21 protein-coding genes and 1 pseudogene are annotated in these 25,002 nt (G+C 35.6%); 16 read left to right on the top strand and 6 right to left on the bottom strand.

The genetic code is table 11. The features are described from left to right. Both glnA and ACTYA4_RS04290 read right to left on the bottom strand, forming a co-directional pair. Positions 1–1,335 (bottom strand): type I glutamate--ammonia ligase, encoded by a 1,335-nt coding sequence (glnA, locus tag ACTYA4_RS04295; protein ID WP_443480368.1) that lies wholly within the window; start codon positions 1,333–1,335, stop codon positions 1–3. A 159-nt stretch (positions 1,336–1,494) separates the two neighbouring features. After that, entirely contained in the window at positions 1,495–1,677 is a 183-nt protein-coding gene (locus ACTYA4_RS04290; RefSeq protein ID WP_445505526.1) for a hypothetical protein, read from the bottom strand. A gap of 214 nt (positions 1,678–1,891) precedes the next feature. On the opposite strand from ACTYA4_RS04290, the gene ACTYA4_RS04285 reads away from it, so the two are divergent. Further along, entirely contained in the window at positions 1,892–2,752 is an 861-nt protein-coding gene (locus ACTYA4_RS04285; RefSeq protein WP_445505525.1) for a cation diffusion facilitator family transporter, read from the top strand. A 219-nt stretch (positions 2,753–2,971) separates the two neighbouring features. On the opposite strand, the gene ACTYA4_RS04280 is transcribed toward ACTYA4_RS04285, so the two are convergent. Genes ACTYA4_RS04280 through ACTYA4_RS04270 form a run of 3 tightly spaced genes read right to left on the bottom strand, consistent with a single transcriptional unit; the run spans position 2,972 to position 5,476 of the window. Then, positions 2,972–3,757 carry an ABC transporter permease gene (locus ACTYA4_RS04280; RefSeq protein WP_443480365.1) on the bottom strand — a complete coding sequence of 262 codons (786 nt, stop codon included), beginning with the start codon at positions 3,755–3,757 and terminating at the stop codon, positions 2,972–2,974. Then, positions 3,757–4,512: an ABC transporter permease gene (locus ACTYA4_RS04275; protein ID WP_445505524.1), complete on the bottom strand. Its 756-nt coding sequence runs from the start codon at positions 4,510–4,512 to the stop codon at positions 3,757–3,759. Before ACTYA4_RS04275 ends, ACTYA4_RS04280 begins: the two co-directional genes overlap by 1 nt. 13 nt (positions 4,513–4,525) lie before the next feature. Then, positions 4,526–5,476 (bottom strand): ABC transporter ATP-binding protein, encoded by a 951-nt coding sequence (locus ACTYA4_RS04270; protein WP_443480363.1) that lies wholly within the window; start codon positions 5,474–5,476, stop codon positions 4,526–4,528. A gap of 355 nt (positions 5,477–5,831) precedes the next feature. On the opposite strand from ACTYA4_RS04270, the gene ACTYA4_RS04265 reads away from it, so the two are divergent. From ACTYA4_RS04265 to ACTYA4_RS04200, 14 genes and pseudogenes are all read left to right on the top strand, one after another. After that, positions 5,832–6,647, top strand: a complete 816-nt coding sequence (locus ACTYA4_RS04265) for a basic amino acid ABC transporter substrate-binding protein (protein WP_443480362.1) — start codon at positions 5,832–5,834, stop codon at positions 6,645–6,647. A gap of 220 nt (positions 6,648–6,867) precedes the next feature. Further along, positions 6,868–7,692 (top strand): basic amino acid ABC transporter substrate-binding protein, encoded by an 825-nt coding sequence (locus tag ACTYA4_RS04260; protein WP_443480361.1) that lies wholly within the window; start codon positions 6,868–6,870, stop codon positions 7,690–7,692. A gap of 156 nt (positions 7,693–7,848) precedes the next feature. After that, entirely contained in the window at positions 7,849–8,505 is a 657-nt protein-coding gene (locus ACTYA4_RS04255; protein ID WP_443480360.1) for an amino acid ABC transporter permease, read from the top strand. Beyond that, the gene (locus tag ACTYA4_RS04250; RefSeq protein WP_443480359.1) at positions 8,502–9,224 is read left to right on the top strand and encodes an amino acid ABC transporter ATP-binding protein; all 723 of its coding nucleotides are present in this window, start codon (positions 8,502–8,504) and stop codon (positions 9,222–9,224) included. The genes ACTYA4_RS04255 and ACTYA4_RS04250 overlap by 4 nt, the downstream gene beginning before the upstream one ends. A gap of 541 nt (positions 9,225–9,765) precedes the next feature. After that, a complete protein-coding gene (locus ACTYA4_RS04245; protein ID WP_443480358.1) occupies positions 9,766–11,196 on the top strand; it encodes an NAD-dependent succinate-semialdehyde dehydrogenase in 1,431 nt (476 codons plus the stop codon). 5 nt (positions 11,197–11,201) lie between these two features. After that, positions 11,202–12,638 carry an FAD-binding oxidoreductase gene (locus ACTYA4_RS04240; RefSeq protein ID WP_443480357.1) on the top strand — a complete coding sequence of 479 codons (1,437 nt, stop codon included), beginning with the start codon at positions 11,202–11,204 and terminating at the stop codon, positions 12,636–12,638. A gap of 5 nt (positions 12,639–12,643) precedes the next feature. After that, a complete protein-coding gene (locus ACTYA4_RS04235; RefSeq protein WP_443480356.1) occupies positions 12,644–13,927 on the top strand; it encodes a (Fe-S)-binding protein in 1,284 nt (427 codons plus the stop codon). Positions 13,928–14,216: 289 nt separating this feature from the next. Next, positions 14,217–14,855 (top strand): GntR family transcriptional regulator, encoded by a 639-nt coding sequence (locus ACTYA4_RS04230; protein WP_445505523.1) that lies wholly within the window; start codon positions 14,217–14,219, stop codon positions 14,853–14,855. Between the two features lie 29 nt (positions 14,856–14,884). Beyond that, positions 14,885–15,841 carry a D-2-hydroxyacid dehydrogenase gene (locus tag ACTYA4_RS04225; protein ID WP_443480354.1) on the top strand — a complete coding sequence of 319 codons (957 nt, stop codon included), beginning with the start codon at positions 14,885–14,887 and terminating at the stop codon, positions 15,839–15,841. Further along, positions 15,813–17,525 carry a M20/M25/M40 family metallo-hydrolase gene (locus ACTYA4_RS04220; RefSeq protein ID WP_443480353.1) on the top strand — a complete coding sequence of 571 codons (1,713 nt, stop codon included), beginning with the start codon at positions 15,813–15,815 and terminating at the stop codon, positions 17,523–17,525. Before ACTYA4_RS04225 ends, ACTYA4_RS04220 begins: the two co-directional genes overlap by 29 nt. Positions 17,526–17,546: 21 nt before the next feature. After that, positions 17,547–18,827, top strand: a complete 1,281-nt coding sequence (locus ACTYA4_RS04215; protein ID WP_443480352.1) for an aspartate aminotransferase family protein — start codon at positions 17,547–17,549, stop codon at positions 18,825–18,827. A gap of 232 nt (positions 18,828–19,059) precedes the next feature. After that, positions 19,060–20,232, top strand: a complete 1,173-nt coding sequence (locus ACTYA4_RS04210; RefSeq protein WP_443480351.1) for an aminotransferase A — start codon at positions 19,060–19,062, stop codon at positions 20,230–20,232. Between the two features lie 86 nt (positions 20,233–20,318). Continuing rightward, positions 20,319–21,285 (top strand): annotated as a pseudogene (locus ACTYA4_RS04205) (bile acid:sodium symporter family protein). Positions 21,286–21,473: 188 nt separating this feature from the next. Then, entirely contained in the window at positions 21,474–22,664 is a 1,191-nt protein-coding gene (locus tag ACTYA4_RS04200) for an aminotransferase-like domain-containing protein (protein WP_443480350.1), read from the top strand. 73 nt (positions 22,665–22,737) lie between these two features. On the opposite strand, the gene ACTYA4_RS04195 is transcribed toward ACTYA4_RS04200, so the two are convergent. Next, positions 22,738–23,760, bottom strand: coding sequence for a dimethylarginine dimethylaminohydrolase family protein (locus ACTYA4_RS04195; protein WP_443480349.1), 1,023 nt, complete (start codon positions 23,758–23,760; stop codon positions 22,738–22,740). A gap of 186 nt (positions 23,761–23,946) precedes the next feature. Here ACTYA4_RS04195 and ACTYA4_RS04190 point away from each other — a divergent pair, with 186 nt between their 5' ends. Beyond that, positions 23,947–24,846 (top strand): LysR family transcriptional regulator, encoded by a 900-nt coding sequence (locus tag ACTYA4_RS04190; protein WP_443480348.1) that lies wholly within the window; start codon positions 23,947–23,949, stop codon positions 24,844–24,846. Positions 24,847–25,002: the final 156 nt, after the last annotated feature.

Below are 25,002 nucleotides of genomic sequence, written 5' to 3'. Positions count from 1 at the left end.
TTAGAACTTAAATTTGTAATTTTTAATTTCCCAAGCATGGATAGTTGTACGGTAGTTGTCCCACTCTTCTTTTTTCGCCGCTACATATTCATTAAATACATGATTTCCAAGTATTTTACGGCCGAATTCACCAGTCTCTAATTCAGCTATAGCTGCATCCAAGCCACCTGGTAAGCTGTCGATACCAAGCTCTTCACGACGTTCATCTGTCATATGGAAAATATCTTCGTTTATTGGTGCTGGCGCTTTTAATTCTCTTTCTATCCCATCTAAACCAGCAGATGCGATTACGGCAAAAGCTAAATATGGGTTAGCAGATGGATCTGGACAACGAAGTTCTACACGTGTACCCATTCCACGACTTGCAGGGATACGGATTAGTGCTGAACGGTTTGATGTAGACCAAGCAAGGTAAACAGGAGCTTCATAACCAGGAACTAAACGTTTATATGAGTTTACAAGTGGGTTTGTTACCGCAACAAAACTCTTTACGTTTTCTAATACTCCAGCAATAAATGAATATGCTGCCGTTGAAAGTTGTAAATCATTAGACGCATCATAGAATAGATTTTCTCCGTCTTTGAAGAAAGACATATTTACATGCATACCTGAACCATTGATTCCGAAAACTGGTTTTGGCATAAATGTAGCATGTAATCCATATTGTGCTGCAATGGTTTTTACTACCCATTTGTAGGTAGTAGCTAAATCTGCAACACCTAAAGCATCTGCATATTTAAAGCTAATTTCATGTTGACCTTCCGCAACTTCATGGTGTAGTGCTTCAATTGTAAAGCCCATTGCTTTTAATGTTTTATAAATTTCAACACGAACTTTTTCTCCTAAATCTTTCGGAGATGGCTCGAAGTATCCGCCTAAATCGCCTAGTTCATCTGTTGGATATCCTTTTCCATCTGTTTCGAATAAGAAAAATTCTAGTTCTGGACCAACTGAGATTGAATAACCTTTTTCAGCAGCACGTGCAACAGTTTTCTTAAGAACGTTACGAGTATCTCCTTCAAATAATGTTCCATCTGGATTTGCAACAGAACAAAGGAAACGTGCTTCTGCATAACCTTCTGTTTCAGTCCAGGGCATTACAACAAATGTATTTAAATCTGGTTGTAGGTAAGAATCTGATTTATTGATAGGTGAAAAACCTTTAATAGATGAACCATCAATCATGATTTTACCTTCTACAGCATCTTCTAATTGTGCTGCAGTAATAGTGATATTTTTTAAGATTCCTTCAATATCAACAAATTGTAGATGTAATAGTTCTACACTTTTCTCTTTAATTGTATTCTGTATTTGTTCTAATGTAATTTGCGTCAAGTTATGTTACCTCCCGATGGGTGTTCTGTTTTCTAACAAGGTTTATTATAACTATTTTTAATTTTTATTCAATATAATTTTAGTTTTTGGTATTTTTTAATATTTTTCTTTTTAGGGAGTTATCGGACAGCCCTTTGACAAAAATATTAGGAAGAGCGGTCAATAAATAAATAATAAATGTTCTACTTTTTGCATTTCAGGTTCCTTATCGTCTTCAAGTTTAGCTAGTGTGTTCATATGTTGAGCCTCTTTATAATATTCTTCTGTTACTATGGCGCTATTCACTTCCCAGTAATAAAATAATAGTGATCCTGTTTGTAAGAAGGACCATGTCCCATCCAAAAGGTAAAAATCCATGCCCGCCAAAACTTTCATTTCTACTTTATGACAGAATTATCAGATAAGCCCAATAAACATTTATTTAGCTTAGTGCAACTTTTTTTGTCCGTCGTCACTTATTAAGAAATAGGAAAAAACGTTGCTATAGACCCACACGATATGTGCTTGGTAAGATAATCAAGTATTATTTGCAATGTGGGGAAGGAGTCTGCTAGATGTGGAACAACAAAAATATGATAATTTAAAATTAGGCGAAAGAGGCGCCATTATCAGCATTATTGCATATATATGTTTATCTGCCCTTAAATTATTTATTGGTTATACAGCGAACTCCGAAGCCTTAAGGGCAGACGGATTAAATAATGCTACCGATATCGTAGCATCCATCGCTGTTTTGATTGGATTGCGATTATCGCGAAAGCCTGCAGATGAAGATCATCCTTATGGACACTGGAAGGCAGAAACGGTGTCTTCCTTAATTGCTTCCTTCATTATGATGGCGGTAGGTTTACAAGTGTTATATGAAGCTATATCTTCTGTTCTAGAAGGGAAACATGAATCGCCTGATTTAATTTCAGCATGGACTGGTATCTTTTGTGCGGTAGTTATGTACTTTGTTTACCGATATAACAAGAGGCTTGCGAATAAAATAAATAGCCAAGCCGTTATGGCAGCAGCAAAGGACAACATTTCAGATGCATGGGTAAGTATCGGTACAGTAGTAGGGATCGTTGGCGCCCAATTTAATCTGCCATGGCTGGATTCTCTTACAGCTGTAGTGGTAGGATTCTTAATTTGTAAAACAGCTTGGGATATCTTTCGTGAAGCATCTCACCATTTAACGGATGGATACGATGAAAATAAAATACAATCTTATAAAGAAACCGTCTTAACTGTTTATGGAGTGAAAGGTGTGAAAGATATACGTGCAAGGAGCTACGGAAATAATGCTGTAGTGGATATTGTTCTTCTTGTCAAATCTAATTTGGATATTCGAGATGCTCATGAAATTTCGACAAAAGTTGAAAATGAATTAAAGCAAGTACATGATGTACATGTTCATGTTGAACCTAATTAAAACCTTTTAAGTGATTTGAAACAGTATCTTCAAATGAATAATATCTATTTTACATAAAAAAGCTGATTCCTTTAGCGTAAGGCAATCAGCTTTTTTAAGCTGCTTTTTAATCGTGAACCACTACTTTCCGAAACTTGTTCTTTCGTAGTACAACAAACAGACTTATTCTACACCTTCCCTTTTTTGTGCTTAAAAGTAACATAGAAATAGTCATTTTCTTTATAGATTAAGAAACAAAGATCCATATTTTCTCGCTTGTTTTTCCATTACGTTGACAACCAATAAGGCAAGACAGAAATATAGAATTCCAATCATAAATTCTTTTCCTATTAGCGGATAGATAGAAAATGATTCCAGTTCATAAATGGATCGTATTGCTTCAATGCTATGGGTTAATGGTAAGAAGCTTGTACATGCTCGAATCCAATCTGGAAAAAGATGTACAGAAAAGTTTACACCACAAAATACTTGCAAGAGTGCCATTGAAATATTGGAAAATAAATTAACATTCGAAAATAGTAAGCTTGTACATGCAATCACTAAGGAAAAACTAATCATTGAGAATAGTGTGACTATTATTAATAGGAAAAGAGAAAATATTTGTTCAATAGGGAAGGGCAGCTGAAAAAGGATTATTCCGATCATAATGCCGTAAATAAAGACAAAGAAACCATCTAATAAGGGAACTAATGATTTAATAAAAAAATTTTTAAAGGTGGATAGAGGAGAAACGATATTTAATTCTAACGTGCCAAACCTTCTCTCCATTTGAAACATAGACATCAGCTGGAACATCATCGTTCTTCCTGCATAGTACACAATATTTCCAAGCACGGCATATTTAATATAGTCCGTTCCAGCGATAGCACTGACAATTACCGCAAAAAAGAGGTAGTGCATAAGTGAATCAAATAACCGAAATAAAATAAATGATTTAATAGATTGAAACGAATACAATGCTTTATACGATAAGTAAGGAAATAAAAACTTGTTCATAGCATTCATTAAATTTCTCCTATTCTTCCATTCTTTCTAAGAACTTTTTCTATTTTTTTTATCACGAAAAAAGAAATAACGAGGTAAGTGAAACTTATTATTAATGAAATATATATTGAATGGAATAGCGTTTTGGATACGTTTATTGAGTCATATACAGCATGTATTCCCCAAGTCATTGGCATCGCATAAGCAATCCATTGTAGGATAGTAGGCATGCTGTCGACTGGTACATATACTCCACAAATTAAAAGCATTGGAAGAACAATTAAGTTTTGATAATCAAATACATTTTTAAAAGCAACAAATACGAGGGCTAACAAAATGCCTACAACACTTAGCGAAAATAACAAAACAATAACAGCGATAAAAAACAGCGTATAATTTTGTATCCCAATGTTAAAATGAAAAATCAATGCTGCATAAATAAAGCTAATAATCATGGAGATGAAAGCGATAAATGAATTGCTGATTGTTTTCGTAAACAGAATCCGAAACAGGGATGTTGGAGAAGCTAATAAAAGCTGTAATGTATCACTCCATTTCTGCCCAATTAAAGCGGAACCAGAGGAATACAGAACATAGCTCCACATGCTAATTAAAGAAGATGCAACCACAAAATGGTCTGAAGCTGCAGTTTCTCTTACTTCTAATAAAAAGAAAGTGATCGATAAAAATAATAACGGCTGGAAAAAAAGGATAAATTGGTACATGCGATTATGTAAATTGGTAAAAAACTTGAGTTCTTTCCATAACAAAGACATAAAGTACATTTTTTTAACTTGCATCTTTCATATAATATATATACGCGTCTTCTAGTGAAATTTCTCTACGCTTTACATTCAGTATTTCCCCATACTTACTTAAATAAGACTTTAATTGATCGATCGTGAGATTGCTATTTTCGATTTCGAATTTTATGACATAATAAGAAGAATTGATTTCTTCCACCTCTATAGATTGAAAATAATCATCTTGTTGAAGAACTTGGACGTTTTGCGTTTGAATCGTGGCATCGTAAAGGTTTAAATGGTTGCATGTTTCTTTGATTTGCTCTGGTTTCCCTGCTAAATGAATTTTTCCTTCTTTAATAAAGGCAATTCGATCACATAGCTCGTCTGCTTCTTGCATATAATGAGTCGTTAAGAGGATCGTGATTCCTTTTGCTGCAAGCTCTTTTACAATTTTTCGCAGCAGTTTGGCACCGACAGGATCTAATCCAATTGTTGGTTCATCAAGGAAGATTAACTTTGGATTATTAATTAAGCTTCGGGCAAAATGCAATCTTTGGATCATCCCTTTCGAAAACGTAAAAATTTGTTGATCCGCTACATCGTTTAATCCGACTAATGTAAGTAGAGAATCTATTAATTCCTTTTGCTTTTTTTGTGGAATTTGATAGAGTGTACAGAAATAAGAGATGTATTCTTTTGCAGTCAACCTTCCATAAACGCCCCTTTCTCCCCCGAAAACAAAATTAATTTGATTTCGAATCAGTTTACTTTCCTTTACCACGTCATAACCTAGTACAGTAGCTTTTCCTAATGTAGGTAATAGCATAGTAGTTAATATTTTTATCATCGTCGTTTTACCTGCTCCATTTGGACCTAATAATCCAAAAACCTCTCCTTCATAAACATCAAAGGAAACTTGATCTAATGCTGTTTTTTTTCCTTTTTTCAGCTTATATGTCCTAGTCAGCTGTTCTACTTCAATAATTTTGTTCATCACACCACACCTTTCAGAAAATTTTGATAATAATGATTTTATTATAATATTTTCCAATTGTAAATGATTTGTAGATAGAATTCTTGTTAGGAAAAACACCTATTGTAGATTGTTAACTTAAAACTAGTTCAGAAAAATCTTTTTTATTTTTCTATGAAAAACATTGTCAGAAAATATGACAATATTCTAGACAATTTTCAAAGTATTCTTTACTATTAAAAACACGGTATCCTGTATACAGTATTTTGAAAAAGGGGGAACTAATGCTAAAACTGATCTCTCAATTGAAAATGGCTTTATGTTAGACATAAATGAATGAAAAACTATGAAAAGAATTTAGGAGTGTGTAATAAAAATGAAGAAATTTTCTATTTTAACACTAGTGCTTGTTTTTGCATTGATCCTTTCTGCATGCGGAACAAGCAAGAATGGTAGTGAAGACGCTAACGGCGGAACAGATTCAAAAAAGACATTAAGAGTGGTAACAGAAGCAACTTATGCACCATTTGAATACATGGACAAAGGGGAAATTGTTGGATTTGATGCTGACCTTATTAAAGCCGCAGCGAAAGAGGCAGGCTACAAATATGAGTTTGTACATGTTGGATTTGAACCAATGTTTGTAGAGGTAAAAGATAATACGGCTGATATCGGTGCTGCAGCGATTACCATGACTAATGAGAGAAAGCAAACGTATGATTTCTCCGTTCCATACTTTTTATCAACGCTGAAAATTTTAGTTCCAGAAGGAAGTAATATTAAAAGTGCGAAAGATTTAACAAATAAAGTCGTCGCTGTTCAAAATGGAACGACTGGACAAGCAGCAGTTGAAAAACTATTAGGCAAAAATAATAAAAAGATTAAAAAGTATGAAAACAACAACCTAGCAATCATGGATTTACTTAACGGCGGAGCAAATGCTGTTGTGGCTGATAATACGGTTGTGGATGAATATGTAAAAAATAATTCAGATAAAAAACTAACTGTAATTGAAGATAAAGGAAACTTTGTTTCAGAATATTATGGATTAATGTTTCCAAAAGGAAGCAAATTAAAAGCAGATTTTGATAAAGCCATCAACACACTTTATGAAAATGGGACATATGCAAAAATTTACACAAAATGGTTTAAAGCAGATGCTGATATAGAAAACCTTAAAGCGCAGCAATAAAAATACTTTTTGGATAAGGTTGAATTTTTTCTTCTAAATTGCCCTTAAAAAGAAAGGGAATTCCAATTTCACATTAAAAAGGCTTAAAAAGTATGTCAAAAAATATGACAATATTCGAGACATTTTTTAAACAGCGCTTTACTATTAAAGAGTGCTGTATCCTGTATACAGTATTTTAGAAATGAAATAATACTATTAACTATATAATTAGGAGGATATTATGAAAACAACAAAATTTTCTATCTTATCTCTAGTACTTATGCTGGCATTGATCCTTTCTGCTTGTGGAGCAAGCAAGGACAGTAATACAGGAGGAGCTAACAGCGGTACAGATTCCAAAAAGACGTTAAGAGTGGTAACCGATGCAGCGTATGCACCATTTGAATACATGGATAAAGGAGAAATTGTTGGATTTGATGCTGATTTATTTAAAGCTGTAGCGAAAGAAGCAGGCTACAAATATGAGCTTGTACATGTTGGATGGGACCCATTGTTTGTAGAGGTAAAAGATAAAACTGCTGATGCGGCTGTTGCATCGATTGTCATTACAGATGAGAGAAAAGAGACTTATGACTTTTCTACTCCGTACTTTACTTCAGCAAATAAAATTTTAGTTCGCGAAGGAAGCGATATTAAGAGTGCTAAAGATTTGAAAAATAAAGTTGTTGCTGTTCTAAATGGAACGACTGGACAAGTAGCAGCTGAAGGAATATTAGGGAAAAATAGTAAAAATGTAAAAAAGTTTGAGAACAATAATCTAGCAATCATGGAATTGCTTAACGGTGGAGCAGATGCAGTTGTTGCAGAAGATTTGGTTGTAGAAGAATATGCAAAAAATAATCCAGATAAAAAATTAACCGTTATTGAAGATAGCAGCTATTTTAAAACAAACTTTTTAGGATTAATGTTTCCAAAAAATAGTGAAATAAAGGAAGACTTTGATAAAGCCATCAAAACTATTTTGGAAAATGGGACATATGAAAAAATTTACACAAAATGGTTTAAAGAAAAACCTGAGGTAGAGCAGCTAAAAGCAGCGCAATAATCGTCAAACGATTGAATGAAACGCAGGAAGAAAAAGTTGTTTTCTTCCTGTGTTTCATAAAACGATTCAAAATGTAAGAGCAATAGAATGATAAAACAAGTTTTAATGAAGTAACAGTAATTTTGATAAAAAGGTATTGTTCTGAGGAGGAAATAAATGGATTTTCAAATAAGTATTATTGTTGAGTATGCTCAGTTTTTTTTAAAAGGAACCATGCTTACAATTGGTTTATCGTTGGCTGGGGTATTAATAGGAACAGGATTAGGACTGTTAATTGGCTTAGGGAAAATATCGAGTAATAAAATACTTGCTTTTCCTTTTATTTGTTATATTACTTTCTTTCGTGGAACCCCATTACTGGTGCAAATATTAATAGTACATTTTGGAGTGGTTCCATTCTTCACTGGTGAAACGAATGGAATTGCCGCTGGAATTATTGCTTTATCCCTAAATGCCGCAGCTTATATAGCAGAGATCTTTAGAGCCGGAATTCAATCCATCGATAGAGGACAAATGGAGGCAGCTCGTTCTCTTGGGATGAACCATATACAGGCAATGAGATATGTAATCTTGCCTCAAGCTTTCAAACGAATGATTCCTCCTCTTGGAAATGAATTTATTGTGTTATTAAAAGATTCTTCCCTTATCTCTATTGTAGCAGCTCCAGAGATTATGTATTGGGCAAGAGCAATGGGTGCACAATACTTCCGTGTATGGGAACCGTATCTTACTGCCGCGGTTATTTATCTAATTTTAACGCTTGTTATAAGCTTCCTGTTAAATCGACTTGAAAGAAGGTTGGCAACAGTATGATCAAAGTTGAAAATTTAAAGAAGTCCTTTGGAGAAAATCAAGTATTAAAAGATATTAATACAGAAATACAGGCGAAAGAGGTAGTCGTAGTACTAGGCCCTTCTGGTTCTGGAAAATCAACTTTTCTCAGGTGTATCAATCGATTAGAGGAAATTACAGCTGGGCGAATCCTTATTGAAGGGGTAGATATAACTGATAAAAAAACAGACATCAATCAAATTAGAACAGATGTCGGAATGGTTTTTCAGTCATTTAATCTTTTTCCCCATATGAAGGTGATTGATAATATTATACTGTCTCCTACAAAAATTAAAAAAATAGATAAAGAAGAAGCTAAGAAAAAGGGATTGGAGCTCCTTCGCAAGGTTGGATTAGAGGATAAGGCTAATGTATATCCTGATTCTTTATCTGGAGGACAAAAGCAAAGGGTGGCGATTGCAAGAGCCCTTGCGATGGAACCAAAAATCATGTTATTTGATGAGCCAACCTCAGCGTTGGATCCGGAAATGGTTGGAGAAGTGCTTGAGGTAATGAAACAGCTGGCTAAAGAAGGAATGACGATGGTCGTAGTAACCCATGAAATGGGGTTTGCACGAGAAGTAGGCGACCGTGTTATTTTTATGGACGGTGGATATATAGTAGAGGAGAATATTCCAAATGAATTATTTGGAAACCCGCGTGAATTTAGAACAAAATCTTTTTTAAGTAAAGTGCTTTAGAAAAGGTTGTTTTCTCAAAATTTGTTGTTTTTCACATGAAAAATGGGAGAAGCAGTACTCAGCAGACTGAATACACGTAGACTCCTGTGGGAATGCGAGAAAGACGAGACCCCACAGGAGCGTATGCGACGAGGAGGCTCGGCGCTCGCCCACGGAAAGCGAAGTGTATTCAGTCTGCGAGTTTATAAAAACTGTAAGTGTAGATAAGTCTCGTCTCGTTTAAGAGAGGGGATTTTTTCATTAAATAAAAAAAGAGATGAAATCGATTTACCTTTTTATTTTGTTTACCGCCACTGATTATAAAAAGGAAATATTAACAGTAAAAATGAATAGATAGAAAGGGGAATAATAGAAAAATATTTCTGAAAAAACATGTAAGAAATTCTCACAAAACTCTTTACAAAACTACAAGTTGTTCGTAATATTGAAATATAATGAATACTGTATACAGGATACAGAAGATAACCCGTTATACTTCTAAATATATATAATGAAAGTTTTATATTAAATAATTCATAGAAAAGAAAAGGTGGGAGTAATCATGCTTTATATTGATGGAATATGGCAAGAATCAGAAAGCAAGGAAACCTTTGATGTTTTAAATCCGGCGAATGAAGAAATAGTTGATCGTGTTGCAAAAGGTGGAAAAAAAGAAGCGTTACTAGCAATTGATGCAGCGCAAAAAGCGTTTTTATCTTGGTCGAAATTAACTGCAAAGGAAAGATATGCGTATTTAAAAAAAGCAGCAGATATTTTAAGAGGCAGAGTGGATAGTTTAGCGGAATTAATTACAAAAGAAATGGGAAAACCCGTGTCTGAAGCAAAAGGTGAAATTGGCTTAGCTATTGATTATTTAGACTGGTATGCAGAAGAAGGAAAACGCATTTATGGGGATACTATCCCTGCATCTTCCCCGACTAAACGTTTAATGGTAGTACGCCAACCAGTAGGCGTTGTTGGAGCTATTACTCCTTGGAATTTTCCAGTAGCCATGATCACTAGAAAAGTAGCGCCAGCTCTCGCTGCAGGATGTACAGTCGTTTTAAAACCTTCTGAGGAAAGCCCATTATCAGCAATCGAAGTAATAAAAGCACTGCATGAAGCAGGCATCCCTAATGGAGTAGTCAATCTAGTTCATGGATTACCGAAAGAAATTGGCGATGTGCTGATGAGCAGTCCAGTTGTGAAGAAAATCACCTTTACTGGATCTACAGCAGTTGGAAAAGAACTAGTGCGTAAATCAGCTGATACGATGAAAAAAGTATCGATGGAGTTAGGCGGACATGCACCATTTATCGTTTTTGAAGATGCAGATTTAGATAGAGCGGTAGAAGGAGCAATTGCAAGTAAATTCCGAAATGCTGGACAAACATGTGTATGTACAAACCGTATATATGTGCAAAAGTCTATTTCTGTGGCATTTGCTAATAGATTAAAAACGAAGATGGAGCAATTAGTTGTAGGAAATGGTTTAGACGAGGGAGTTAATATTGGACCATTAATTAATGAGCGAGCGATTGAAAAAACAGTAAGTCATGTACAGGATGCTGTATCTAAAGGAGCAAAGGTAATTTATGGAGGTTCGAAACCAGAAGGAGAAGCATTTAGCAATGGACATTTCTTTAATCCAACAGTCCTTTTACATGCTACGAATGAAATGAAAATAGCTTATGAAGAAACTTTTGGGCCAGTAGCGCCAATCTTTGTTTTTGAAACAGAAGAAGAAGTAATTCAAAAAGCAAATGACACCGTTTATGGTTTAGCATCGTATATTTTCACACAAAACGGAGCGAGAATGTTCCGTGTGTCAGAAGCATTAGACTACGGAATTGTCGGAGTAAATGATGCGATGCCGACAGTGGCACAAGCTCCATTTGGGGGAGTAAAGGAATCTGGAATTGGCCGTGAGGGCGGGAAATATGGAATCGACGACTACCTAGAGACGAAATTTGTCTCTTTCGATTTTGCGTGATCGCTATGGGAGTAAAAGTTGAGAATTATAAAAAAATAGATAAAGCAATCGAAAAAGAAATAAAGGCAATTTTTCAAGATGAATCACGCGTTTTAACGGAAGTGCAAGATTTAGCAAGCTATTCATTTGATGCTTCATTTGGAACGTATTTTCCTGAAATTGTTGTACAGCCGAAAACAACGAATGAAGTAGCGCGTATCGTCAAACTTGCTTATGAACATGTCATTCCTGTTTATCCGAGAGGGCAATCTACCTGTTTATCTGGTGGCCCTCTACCATTAGAAGGAGGCATTGTCATTGATTTAAGCAGAATGAATGATGTGCTTCAAGTAATACCAGAGGATTTAATTGCCATTGTTTCACCAGGAGTACTAACTGCAGCGATCCATAGTGAGGCTGAAAAGCATGGTTTAATGTATCCACCCGATCCAAGCAGCTCTGCTGTTTCCACGATTGGCGGGAATCTTGCAGAGAATTCTGGAGGGCCTAGAGGGTTGAAATATGGTGTTACAAAAGATTATGTACTTGGTTTAGAGGTAGTAACTCCTAAAGGAAAAATAGTCAGAATGGGCGGCAAGACGGTAAAAAATGTGACGGGATACGATTTAACCAAGCTTGTAGTTGGATCAGAAGGGACGCTAGGCATTATTACAGAAGCAACCTTACAGCTTATTCCGAAACCGTTAGCGATAGGAACAGTAATGGCTGTTTTTGATGATCTTGTGAAATCTGGAGAGGCTATTTCACGTATTTTAACATCAGGAATATTGCCATCTAAAATGGAAATGATGGATCAAGAATGTATTAAAGCGGTAGAAAGCTACCAGCCGAGTGGTTTACCTGTAGATGCAGAAGCAATTTTATTAATTGAATTAGATGGTTCAGAACAAGCAGTGGAAGAAGAATTAACGAAAACTAAACATATATGTAAAGAAATAGGTGCTAGGGATGTATTTGCAGCTCAAGATCCTAAAGAGCAAGCAGAGTTATGGAAGGCAAGAAAAATGGTGTCTCCAGCAATTACTCGCATTAAGCCAACAAAAATTTCTGAAGATGCGACCGTTCCTCGGAGCAAAATACCAGCGATGTTTCAAAGGCTGAAGGAAATAAGAGAAAAGTATAATCTCAACCTTGTTGTTTTTGGGCATGCAGGGGATGGGAATTTACATCCGAACATTGTTGCGGATAAACGAGATAAGGAAGAAATGAAGCGTGTAGAGTTGGCTGTTGCAGAAATTTTTGAAGCGGCGGTTACTTTAGGTGGAACGCTATCAGGCGAACATGGAATAGGAATAATGAAAGCACCTTTTATGAAAATGGAATTAGGTACAGATGGACTTGAACTAATGAAGGCTATTAAAGAAAGCTGGGATCCTAAAAATATTATGAATCCTAAAAAAATATTCGCAGATCCAGATGCTGAATTTGTATTAGAAGGGTGAAGAAAATGGACATTAAATCATTACTCGAACAAACGAATCAATGTGTTCAGTGTGGGTATTGTTTGCCAGCGTGTCCTACGTACTTAACCTTTGAAAAAGAAACACATTCCCCACGAGGAAGAATCAATTTAGTGAAGATGGCTGCTGAAGGACAAATTTCTATCACAGATGCAGAAGATGCGATCAATCTTTGCTTAGGCTGTCGAGCTTGTGAAACAGCCTGTCCTTCCGGAGTGGAGTATGGAAAAATTTTAGAGGCTGCAAAAGAAGCCCTTTATCAAGAAAAAAGAAAAAGTGCTTCAAAAATAAGTGGGAAGCTGGAAGATGCAATGTTTATAAAAGTATTCTCCAATTCCAAAAGGCTGCAGCAAGCAGCGGATTTGATTTGGCTGTATCAAAAAACCGGCATGCAAAATGTGGCTCACAAAGCAAAATTAACGAAGGTGCTGCCAGAAAACTTAGCAGTATTTGAATCCGTTTTACCGACAGTAACGTCGCCAAAAGCTAGAAAAAATCGACCGAATGTATTTTATCCAGGTGTAGATAAGGTTCCAGAGAAGTATAAAGTAGCATTTTTTACAGGATGTGTGATGGACGCTGTTTTTGAGAAAATCAACCGTCTTTCCATAGAGGTATTAGCGGCAGTTGGTTTTGAAGTACATGTCATTAGCAATCAAACTTGCTGCGGCGCTTTGCATGCACATGCAGGTCGAACAGATGATTCACGTATGCTGGCTAAACAAAATATTGCAGCTTTTGAAAAGATAGACGCTGATTTTATCGTGAACAACGCAGGTGGCTGCGGAGCGATGCTTGTTGAGTATGATCACTTATTAGGAGCAGATTGGTCAGATAGAGCAAAGGTATTTGTATCTAAAGTACGAGATATTAGTGAGTTGCTAAATACAGTTGAGTTGCCGTTCAAAAAATCTATCGGAGAAATTGTTACGTATCAGCATTCATGCCATATGACAAACGTTCAAAAAGTGGTCCATGAACCACTAGAACTAATAAAGAAAATTCCTGGTGTTATATATAAAGAGATGGAAAATCCCAAGATGTGTTGTGGATCAGCTGGTATATATAATGTAGTAAACTACAATGAATCCATGCAAATTTTAGATGACAAGATGAACAATGCAAAAAATACGAGGGCTAGCATTATTGTTACGACTAATCCAGGTTGCTTGTTACAAATGAAATTAGGAATTAAACGAGAAGGATTAGAGAAACAAACTCGTACGTTGCATCTAGTTGAATTGTTGGCAGAATCAATGGACATTCTTTAAGAATATAAATAAATAGATTCCAAAATATATTCAGATTCAAGATCTCAAGAATATATCTAAGTGCGTAAAGTGGGAATAATTGTATATAGAAGAAAAAGAGGATCAAAAAGGACTCATCTAAAGGAATGGTAAGCAGAGAAGAAATATTATAGGTGAAATAGAAAATATTGGTTGGGTAGTGTTAGATAATATAACAAGAACATTGCATTATTCTACAGTTTTTATATACTTATCACATAACACGCGTATTTTGGATACAGAATACAATAATGAAAGAAGGTTATGTTTGATGATGCAGAAAATTGTACAATCGGAAACGTTAGCAGATCGTGCTTATAATGAGATAAAAAAAGCAATTATTCGTGGAGATTTTAAGCCGGGTGATCCATTACCAGAAGAAGAAATTGCTTCTATGCTTGGAATTAGCAGAACACCAATACGCAAAGCAATTGCAGAACTTACATTTGATGGGCTGGTTACATCAGAGAGTGGGAAAAAGGCACGTATTTCCTTCATTTCTGACGAAGATTTTGAGCACTATATTAAATTAAGAAAAGTGCTGGAAGTATTATCAGCAGAAGAAGCTGCTCCTCTTGTAACAAATGGCATGATAAGTCATTTAGAGATGCTTATGACAAATCAGAAAAAAGCAATAGAGGAGAAAGATCTCTATACTTACATTGATTTAGATTCTCAATTCCATCTTAGTATAGCTGAAATTTCTCGTAATAGAAAATTACAAGACTTTATTGAACAAATTCATAATCAATTATCAAGATATTTAGTGCTTTCTGGTACACTTGCCGAAAGTGCTCGAGAAGCACATGAAGAGCATATAAAAATTATCGAAGCATTAAAAGAACGGAATGCAAAGAAAGCTGGAGAAGCCATCCGTTTTCATATAGAAAATGTAGAACGGCGTTCATAGTTTTAACATCATAAATGGAGGTATTTTGAATGATTGTTTCTATTTGTGAGGAAGTATTGCCTTCACATCAAGAGAAAATATTACGTGAAACAGGGGAAGAAATACTTCATTTTAATTCCTTAAAAGATGTTCCGGATCATATCAAGGAATCTCTTGAAGTTTTACTAGCATACGGACCAAGTTTTGATGGGCAAGAAGTAGCTACCTTTGAGCGGTTTCCAAACTTAAAATGGGTTCAGTGGTTTAGTGCAGGCATCGATGATTTAGACATTCGTGAATTAGATGAAAGAGGCATTATTTTGACAAATGCCTCTGGAATTCACGTTAAACCGATGAGTGAATATGTACTTATGTGCATGCTTCACTTTGAAAAAGACATGGATCGCTACCAAACATTAAAGAACAAAAAACAATTTGATCGAAGTAAGTTAGTTGGGGAGTTAACAGGTCTAAAAGTGCTGCTATACGGCACTGGTGTTATTGGGCAAGCCATCGCCAAGACACTTTCGTTGTTTGATATAACTGTTTATGGGGTAAATACATCCGGAAAGCCTGTACCTCATTTTCAAAAAACGTTCACATTAGAGGAAGCAGAAAAGGAAATTGGTCAAGTTGATTATGTCATTTCCCTTCTTCCGTCCACTACAAAAACGCGAAATTTCTTTACAAAAGAGTATTTACAGAAGATGAAGCCAGAATCTGTGTTTATTAGTATTGGCCGTGGAGATGTAGTGGAAGAGCAAGCGGTAGTAGAACTGATTCAAAGTAAGGCATTAAGAGGAGCAGCGATGGATGTGTTTCAACAAGAGCCGCTTACGGCGAGTAGTCCCTTATGGGAATGTGAGAATTTGATTTTGACACCACATATGTCAGCGAAATCGATTTATTATATTGATCGTTGTGTTGACATCTTTATCAAAAATACCAATGCAAGGCGAACAGACGGAGAAATGATAAATGTTATTAATACAAGCAGAGAATATTAAGGCGAGAGGTGATTTGATGTATGCAAAAATAAAAGATCTGCCATTATTTGATCAAGTAGAAGCAATTACAATCTCTCTTGTAAAAACATTGAGTGTAAATGGAACAAATGGAGAAGTACAGATTGCAGATAAGATTGAACAATTTTTACGTAGTTTTCCTTACTTTAAACAACGCCCCGATCAGGTGTGGACACAAGAGCTGCCAAATGATGCAATCGGCAGAAAGAATGTGTTTGCTCATATAAAAGGCAATGGAAAATCAAAGAAAACAGTTGTTTTTCATGGGCATATTGATACGGTTGGAATTGAAGATTTCGGTGCTTTGCAATCAAGCGCTAATGATCCGGAAGCACTATTAGAGTATTTTAAAACGTATTCAGATGAAGAGATTCGTTCGCAGGCTTTATCCGGAGACTGGATGTTTGGACGTGGAGCACTGGATATGAAGAGTGGGGTTGCCGTTCATTTAGCGAATGTTCTCTACTTTAGTGAACATCAGGATGAGTGGGATGGAGACATCATTTTTATGGCAAATCCAGTCGAGGAAAATCAGCATTCAGGTGCTATTGCATCTGTGGATGAATTGCTGCGTCTGCGCGCGGAAGAAGGCTTGGATTATGTAGTGGCAATTAATACGGACTATATTTCTGCTTTCTACCCTGGTGATACGAACAAGTACATTTACACTGGTGCAGGAGGAAAGCTTTTGCCATGTTTTTATGTATATGGGCGTGAAACCCATGTAGGACAAACGCTTAATGGACTTGACCCAACACTAGTGACAGCAGAATTAAATAAACGCATCAACAATAATATGGAATTAACCGAACAAATTGAAGGTGAACTGATTACTCCTCCTTCCGCACTTTATCATAGAGATACGAAAGAGTTTTACAATGTACAAACTGCGGTATCTAGTCACTTATATTTTAATTTTATGGTATTAGAAGCTTCACCGAAGGACATTATGGAAAAGTTAAAAGTGGTGGCACAAGAAGCTGCGGCAGAAGTGACAGAATATTATGAAAAAAATTACGATACTTTTGCGAAAGTGAATAATTTTCCATCTGATCGCCCTAATTGGGATATGGAAGTATATAGCTATGTAGAGTATTGTGAGAAGCTTTCTAAACAAGGAATAGATGTAAAGGCTGTCTCAGAGCAGGTGCTCAAAGAAAATCAAACACTTGAGTTGCGGGAGCTTTGTTTCAAAATAGTGGATAGACTACGAGAATTAGATCAAGCGGTAAAGCCATGTGTGATTATTTTCTATGCACCACCATATTGTCCACATAATTATTTGACTGGGAAAGGTGCAAGGGATCAAGTTATTTTACAAACGATTGAAGAGGCAACAGCAAGTATTTCTCAACGTACGAATGATACTTTTTCAGTAAAGAAATTCTTTCCTTATCTTTCCGATAGCAGCTATTTATCTCTTCATGATACAGATGAGGAAATTGACTATCTTGTCGATAACTTTCCTGAATGGAATAAGATTTACCCAGTGCCAATTAAAGATATTCGCAAATTAAATATCCCTTCTATTAATGTTGGCGTGTATGGGTTTGATGCTCATCGTTGGACGGAACGCGTATATAAACCGTATTCCTTCGATACTGTACCAAAACTTATTCGAGATATGACAAATTCTTGGTTAAAGGCTTCTGCCAAACAATTATAAGCAAAGGAAAAGGTGATAATCATGACATTAACATCAGAATCTTTAGCAACACGCGCAAATAAAGTATTTCCTCCAATTGCACAAAGAGCAACTACTGTTGGAATTGTGAAAGGAGAAGGTTCTTACGTTACAGGTGAAGATGGAAAACAATATTTAGATTTTGCCAGCGGAGTAGCAGTAACAAATGTTGGGCATAACCATCCACTTGTTGTAGAAAGAGCAAAAGCACAAATCGATGAGTTAATCCATGGCGGCCATAACGTACTATATTATCCGGTATATGTTGAACTTGCTGAAAAGCTAAATGAATTAAACGGTGGCAACTGCAAAGTATATTTTTCGAACAGTGGGGCAGAAGTGAATGAAGGGGCTATCAAACTAGCAAAACATGTAACGAAACGTCCTGGCATCATTTCATTTAAACGTAGTTTCCATGGACGTACATTGGCTACTACTACATTGACTGCTTCCAGCTCTTTATACCGAAAAGGATATGAAGGGCTTCTGCCAAGTGTTTATTATGCTGAATATCCTTATGCTTTCCGCACTGGATTGTCTGAAGAGGAAGAAGTACAACGTTGTTTAGATTCATTGGAAGAAATCTTTAAATTCTTAATTGCTCCAGATCAAGTAGCGGCAATTATCATGGAACCTGTTCAAGGAGAAGGCGGATATATCGTTCCACCGGCAAAATTCATTAACGAGATTAGAAGAATTTGCGATCAACATGGCATTCTATTAATTTTTGACGAAATTCAAACTGGTTTTGGACGTACAGGAAAAATGTTTGCATGGCAGCATTTTGGTGTGCAGCCAGATATATTGACGCTTGCAAAAGGAATTGCAAATGGATTCCCACTCAGTGCCTTAGTAGGAAAGGCGGAATTGATGGACCAATGGACAGCTGGCACTCATGGAGGAACGTACGGAGGAAATCCAGTTTCATGTGCTGCATCACTTGCAGTTATTGAAATATTGGAAAGTGGTTTGCTAGAGCAATCAGTCAAAATGGCAGAATATTTTACTGGGAAACTTTCTGGCCTAGCTTCTACTTTTACGAACATTCGTGATATTCGTGGACTAGGATTAATGATTGGAATGGAATTCGTTCAAGCTGATGGCCAACCGGATGCAAAAACGGTAGCTGCATTAAAAGAAAAAGCATTGGAAAAAGGATTAATTCTGCTTACTTGTGGAACAGAAAAAAATGTAATTCGTTTTATTCCTCCACTTACGGTTACAAAAGAAGAAATTGATGAAGCATTTAGCATCATCAAAGGTTCTTTAGAAGAAATACAATAAATTATTAAACTGTAAAATACAATTTAATAACGTTAAAATTTTCATATGAATTTAATAGAATAATTGAAATAGGGGCCCTTAGACAGTCGAACTAGCAATTGGGGCCTCATATTTTATGCAAATTAGCAGCTTCCTATTCAGTTGTTTTGGAGTATTAAACGAAGAATATACATCTTGTAGAATGATGAAAAAACAACAAATACTTAATACCTAAAAAAGGGAGAAATATTTTGTGAAACATTTAATCAACCCAAAAACGAATAATATTCAACCATCTATGATTAGAAAAGTATCGGACAAAGTTGCTCAATATAATAATGCGATCAATTTGACTGTAGGACAGCCAGATTTTAATACGCCTGATCATATTAAAATGGCTGGAATACAAGCGATTGAAAAGAATCATACAAACTATACTAGTAATGCTGGAATACTTGAATTAAGATATGCTGCAACTAAATTTATGGAGGAAAAATATCAGCTTTCCTATAATCCTGAAACGGAAGTGCTTGTTACTGCGGGAGCAACAGGAGCTCTGGATATTGCTTTTCGAACAATTCTTACAGAAGGATGTGAAGTTCTACTGCCAGCTCCTATCTATCCAGGATATGAACCTTTAATTAAGTTAGCTGGTGCAGTACCTGTTTATATAGACACTACTGTTAATAATTTTATTTTAACTGTTGATATGATAAAAGAAAAAATGACAGATAAAACTCGTTGTATTGTATTATCTTTTCCTTCCAATCCAGTTGGAAGCATACTAAATAAAGAACAATTAATAGAGATTGCTGAGTTGCTTAGAGAAAAAGACATTTTTATTCTATCTGATGAAATTTATAGTGAACTAACCTATGGAAAACAGCATACTTCCATTGCATCGTTAAAAGGAATGAAGGAAAAAACGATTATCGTCAACGGGCTTTCTAAATCCCATTCTATGACAGGCTGGAGAATAGGACTATTATTTGCACCAGAATATCTGACATCAGAAATATTTAAGGTTCACCAATACAGTACAACTTGTACTTGTTCAGTCAGTCAACATGCAGCAGCTGAAGCCTTAACTATTGGTATAAATGATGCAGGTGGGATGAAAAAAGAGTACGAAAAGAGAATAAACTTTGTTTATGAGCGACTGACTAAAATGGGACTTTCAGTACTGAAGCCTGAAGGTGCGTTTTACATTTTCCCTTCTATCAAAAGCTTAAATATAAGTTCACTGGAATTTGTTGATCAGCTGCTTGAAAAAATGAATGTGGCAGTTGTACCTGGCGTTGCCTTTTCAGAATATGGAGAAGGATATATTCGTATTTCTTGTGCTGCTTCTTTTGAGAACCTTCAAGAAGCAATGAATCGAATGGAAGCCTTTGTAAAAGAAATTACTACTCAAAAGATTGTTTAATATTAATCAACCTAAAGTTTATGCAATTATTACATCATAGATAAATTCATTTGTTATTTGTTGATAGCTAGAAAGTTGGGCTAAATATGTTAAAAAATTTTAACAAATTCATAATAAAAGCAATGCCTATTTTAACACCAGCAGGTTTATTAATCGGTGTTCTTTTTGGTGATAAAATTACCCATCTCTCCTTTTTAATTCCTTGGATATTTGCATATGTTACATTAATTGGGAATTTAGGTTCTAAATTTAAACAATTAGATTTTGTAAATACGGAGACCTTTTCCTTTTCTTGTTAGTTTAATGGTATTGCATATAGTGATGCCGTTTTTTGCATGGGGATTAGGTCATCTGATTTTTCATGGAGATTCATTTACGATTACAGGTTTTGTTTTGGCTGTTGTCATTCCGACAGGGGTTACAAGTTTTATATGGGCAACAATTCATAAAGGAAATCTTTCCTTTGCATTAGCAATTATTCTATTTGATACGCTGCTTTCTCCTCTTATCGTTCCAGCAAGTTTATCTTTTTTTGTTGGAGAGACAGTTGCGATGGATACGTGGGGATTAATAAAAAATTTATTTTTAATGATTGTTTTTCCTTCCGTATTAGGAATGCTGCTAAATCATTTAACAAAAGGAAAAGCAAATCTAGTATTAGCAGAAAAGCTTTCTCCTTTTTCTAAAATAGGTGTTGTTTTCATAGTTTGTATCAACGGAGGCATATTAGCTCCATATTTAAATAAATTGGATGTAAAGGTGCTTCTTATCATAAGTACTGTATTCGTCATCTCTTGCACAGGATATTTAATTAGTTTGGGGATAAGCTTGCTGTTAAAATGGGAACGAGATGTTGTGGTGTCGATGACATTTTGCAGCGGCATGAGAAATATAAGTGCAGGATCTGTATTAGCCATCACTTTCTTTCCTGCTGCTGTTGCATTGCCTGTTGTTCTTGGAATGCTTTTTCAACAAGTTTTAGCATCAGTCTTTGGACAAATGCTTTATAAATATTATTTAAAAAAATATAAATATACAGCTTTAAAAGAATGAGAAGTTTCAAGAAAAGATTATAATATCCATAGCGTAGAAAAACGAACGAGGTGATAAGTGCCTCGTTTTTATATAGATGTTATCATTATAGGAAAGCTAGGTTTTCCTTATGTAGTTATAATGCAGGAGAACAATAGAATATACAGACATTGTTTGAATAATATGGACAAGAAAGGAATAAGTTTAATATGAATTATCATGCTTTTTTTCCTAATTACATAAAAGAGGCGCTTAAAAATGATCCACCTGGAGCATGGATGCCTCAACTTCCAAAAGAGTGCATTTCCTTAAGCTCCGGCTATCCAGCACCTTCCCTAGTTCCTTCAGAAGAAATGAAGAAAGCAGTCGACAATTTAATCAAAGAAGAACGAGATCTTCCTTTTCATTATCAAGGAAGCCCTCGTTCAGCGAGTTTACAGGAGCTCATTCAAAAAAGGTTGGAAAAGCGTGGGATTAGCATTAGCGATGGTGAGCTATTAATTACATCAGGAGCATATCAGGCTCTGGATGTAATTGCACGAACTTTACTAGATCAAGAAGCGGCTGTCGCTGTTGAATCTCCAACTTATATGGAGGTGCTAGAAACTTTTCAAAACTATACGAAGGAAATAATTACAATACCGTTAGATGAAAATGGAATCCAAACAGATGAATTAGAAGTGGTATTGAAGGAAAGAAAACGTAATGGGTTTGCGCTTCCTCGATTTTTATATACGATTCCATCCTTTCATAATCCTTCAGGTACAACCTTGTCGCCTGAACGACGCAAACGGCTGCTTGAGCTTTCGAAAGAATTTAATTTTCTTATTGTTGAGGATGATGCGTATGGAGAATTATCCTTCTTTGAAACTCCGCTGCCTTGTAAAGCAATCGATTTAGATGGGAGAGTCTTGCATGTTGGTTCATTATCCAAGGTTGTTGCGCCCGGAATGAGAATTGGATGGATTGCAGGGCCTAAGGAGTTAATATCTACTTTCGCGTGGTTTAAAAAAGATTTAGACCATTCCTTTATTCAAGCAGCTATGGCGGTATACTTAGAAAGTGTTGATGTTGAAGAACGAAATAAAATGTTAACAGAAGTGTACCGGACTAAATGTGATGCGATGGTTAAGGCCGTGGAACAATTTTTCCCAAAATCGGCTACTTGGTATGTACCAAAAGGTGGATATTTTATGTGGATAAAAATTCCGGGTGTCGATACATCACGGTTGTTAGAAAAAGCTTTAGCAATCGGTGTTTCATATATACCGGGGAAATACTTTTACTTTAATCAAGAGGAAGGAACCGAGTTTCTCCGACTTTCGTTCAGTTATTCTGATAAAGAAGACATTGTTAAAGGAGTTCAAAAGCTTGGAGAGCTTCTTTCGAATTCTATATAAAATTTAATTATTTGTCGATAAAAGGGGTTCAGAATGGTATCATTCTGAACCCCTTTTAAAATTAATCTTCATCTTAAATATCTTCTCGAATTAATGGCAAGGTAGAACAGTGGATTCCTCCGCCCATTTTGCGAATTTCTGTTAATTCAATTGGAAATACTTCGATGCCATGATTTTTAAGATTTTCTATTGTCTTATGTGCATCTGCAGCAACCAGTACTTTTCCAGGAGAGACTGCTAAACAGTTTGCAGCACGTTCAGGATCAGATGGATCCGTATAGATTAGTTTTATCCCTCTTGATCGAAGCTCTTCTAAGAACCAATAAGGAAGACGACCTGGTTCAACAAGAGCTGTCTTATGATCGATCATAACATACATTTCATCTAAATGGATGCGATCATTTGGTACATCTATTACAATTAAGTCAATATTTTGCCATGATAAAATTTGTCTCAGCTGATCAATACCGGCTTGATTCACACGAATGGAGCGGCCAATTAGAGCTGTTTTTTCATCAAGCATTGCAAAGCTTCCACCTTCAATAAAACCTTCCCCTTGAATTGTAGCGAGAACAGGCATCCCTAATTTCGCAAATGTTTGATAGGCTGCTTTTTCTTCCCCTTGACGCATTGGCAATGCAAGGCGCGTAACAATAACTCCACTCGGTACAACAAGTCCAATATCCCTTGTGTACATTGTTTTTGTATGTTGTGGAGAAGCGAAATCAATATCTACCACTTCAGCTCCACATTTTTCTAAGGTTGCACGCAGTTGATCATGCTGATAGTGCAGAAGCTCTTCATTAATTGGTTCTTTTCCTTGCAAATAACTAATAATACGTCCATTTCCATCTCGAAGTACTTGTGCATCTACATTTTCTTCGTACTGCATTTTTCGAAATAATTCTAGCTCCTTGCCAGGTCGGTGGACCAATACTTTTTTGATTTGTCCAATATAATTAGAAGCACCCCATTTTTCTCCCCAAACTACCTTCATAGCATTAGGTTCTGAAAAAGATTCTTTTAATAAACTTGTTCCTAAATATTCTTGAGTAGGTACTAGCATCATATTGACTCCTTTTATAGTATTTTTCATTTATTTTTATCCCAAATCTTATACAGGTAATGTAACATCAATCTTAATTATTTAAAAATTCAAAGTTTTAATCATATTCATATGTGTTTTTGATGTTAGATTTTCTTACAAGGTTATTGAAATAGTATATATTTTTCTATAGAATTAATTAGTTATAAGTTAAATAATATAAAAGGGTGAAAAAGTGTGGAAATACGTCAATTAAAGACATTTGCTATTGCAGCAGAACATTTAAATTTTACAAGAGCTGCAGAAATATTAAATTTCACACAGCCAACTGTTAGCTCGCAAATTCAGGCGTTAGAGCAAGAGTTAGGTCAACCTTTATTTCTCCGTATCAACAAAAAGTTAAAACTTACACCTGCTGGGGAAATGTTGCAAAATTATACTAACGAGCTTTTACTTACTGTTCAAAAAATAGAACAGGGATTTGCTGCACTTTCTGAACCGAAGGGGAAACTTACAATTGCTGCAGCGGAAGTTTATTGTACGAACTATTTGCTTCCCATTACGACGGAATACATTAAAAATCATCCAAGTGTTAATATAGAGATATTATCAAGGCAAACAAGCAAGGTTATTAAAGGCGTCTTAAATAAACAGTATGATGTCGGGATTATTGCTGGAGAGTTTCAAGATAATGCCATATCCAGCACAGTTCTGGAGGAAGAAGAACTGTTGCTAGTAGTCAGCAAAGCACTGTATGAAAAATACTCAGTTGATCGCCTGCTGGCAGAGCTCCCATTTATGAGATTTAGAGCAGATGGTGAATTCCAAAAAATGATGGATATCTATATGAACAAACTTCCCTTTAAACCAAGCCAAACGATTCTTGTGGAAAGTGAAAAAGCAATCAAACAAGGAATCATTCATCAAAAAGGGATTGGTGTGATGTCCAGCAATTATGTGAAAAGGGAACTGGAAACAGGCAAACTGGCAGCTCTACGTTTATTTGAAGAAAAGGTAATGGTAAAAACATCACTGATTGCACTTCAGGAAAATTCACAGCTCCAAACACTTAAATCATTTTGTGAAATGATTCAGTTGGTTTGGGACAAAGTACATGAATTGCCATCGTTTACTTAGCTCAGGAAAACCTTCAATACCTTATTATTCATATAATGGAAATATGAAGACAACTTCACATATTTTTACATATTTTATACAAAGAATTAAAAAATGATTTACAACCATATGTTACCTTTGTATAGGTGAAATTGAATGCGAAGGGAGATCTTATAA

The sequence above is a fragment of the Niallia yueguangensis genome, assembly GCF_052663115.1.
Note: the sequence above shows the minus strand (reverse complement) of the source record. Positions and strands in the feature narration are given on the sequence as shown.

Coding starts and splice junctions, on each gene's coding strand:
- ACTYA4_RS04220 (WP_443480353.1), top strand. CDS start 15,813: ATGTTATTAATACAAGCAGAGAATATTAAGGCGAGAGGTGATTTGATG.
- ACTYA4_RS04240 (WP_443480357.1), top strand. CDS start 11,202: ATGGGAGTAAAAGTTGAGAATTATAAAAAAATAGATAAAGCAATCGAA.
- ACTYA4_RS04230 (WP_445505523.1), top strand. CDS start 14,217: ATGATGCAGAAAATTGTACAATCGGAAACGTTAGCAGATCGTGCTTAT.
- ACTYA4_RS04275 (WP_445505524.1), bottom strand. CDS start 4,512: ATGTCTTTGTTATGGAAAGAACTCAAGTTTTTTACCAATTTACATAAT.
- ACTYA4_RS04280 (WP_443480365.1), bottom strand. CDS start 3,757: ATGAATGCTATGAACAAGTTTTTATTTCCTTACTTATCGTATAAAGCA.
- ACTYA4_RS04235 (WP_443480356.1), top strand. CDS start 12,644: ATGGACATTAAATCATTACTCGAACAAACGAATCAATGTGTTCAGTGT.
- ACTYA4_RS04195 (WP_443480349.1), bottom strand. CDS start 23,760: ATGAAAAATACTATAAAAGGAGTCAATATGATGCTAGTACCTACTCAA.
- ACTYA4_RS04200 (WP_443480350.1), top strand. CDS start 21,474: ATGAATTATCATGCTTTTTTTCCTAATTACATAAAAGAGGCGCTTAAA.
- ACTYA4_RS04255 (WP_443480360.1), top strand. CDS start 7,849: ATGGATTTTCAAATAAGTATTATTGTTGAGTATGCTCAGTTTTTTTTA.
- ACTYA4_RS04250 (WP_443480359.1), top strand. CDS start 8,502: ATGATCAAAGTTGAAAATTTAAAGAAGTCCTTTGGAGAAAATCAAGTA.
- ACTYA4_RS04270 (WP_443480363.1), bottom strand. CDS start 5,476: ATGAACAAAATTATTGAAGTAGAACAGCTGACTAGGACATATAAGCTG.
- ACTYA4_RS04225 (WP_443480354.1), top strand. CDS start 14,885: ATGATTGTTTCTATTTGTGAGGAAGTATTGCCTTCACATCAAGAGAAA.
- ACTYA4_RS04215 (WP_443480352.1), top strand. CDS start 17,547: ATGACATTAACATCAGAATCTTTAGCAACACGCGCAAATAAAGTATTT.
- ACTYA4_RS04245 (WP_443480358.1), top strand. CDS start 9,766: ATGCTTTATATTGATGGAATATGGCAAGAATCAGAAAGCAAGGAAACC.
- ACTYA4_RS04265 (WP_443480362.1), top strand. CDS start 5,832: ATGAAGAAATTTTCTATTTTAACACTAGTGCTTGTTTTTGCATTGATC.
- ACTYA4_RS04260 (WP_443480361.1), top strand. CDS start 6,868: ATGAAAACAACAAAATTTTCTATCTTATCTCTAGTACTTATGCTGGCA.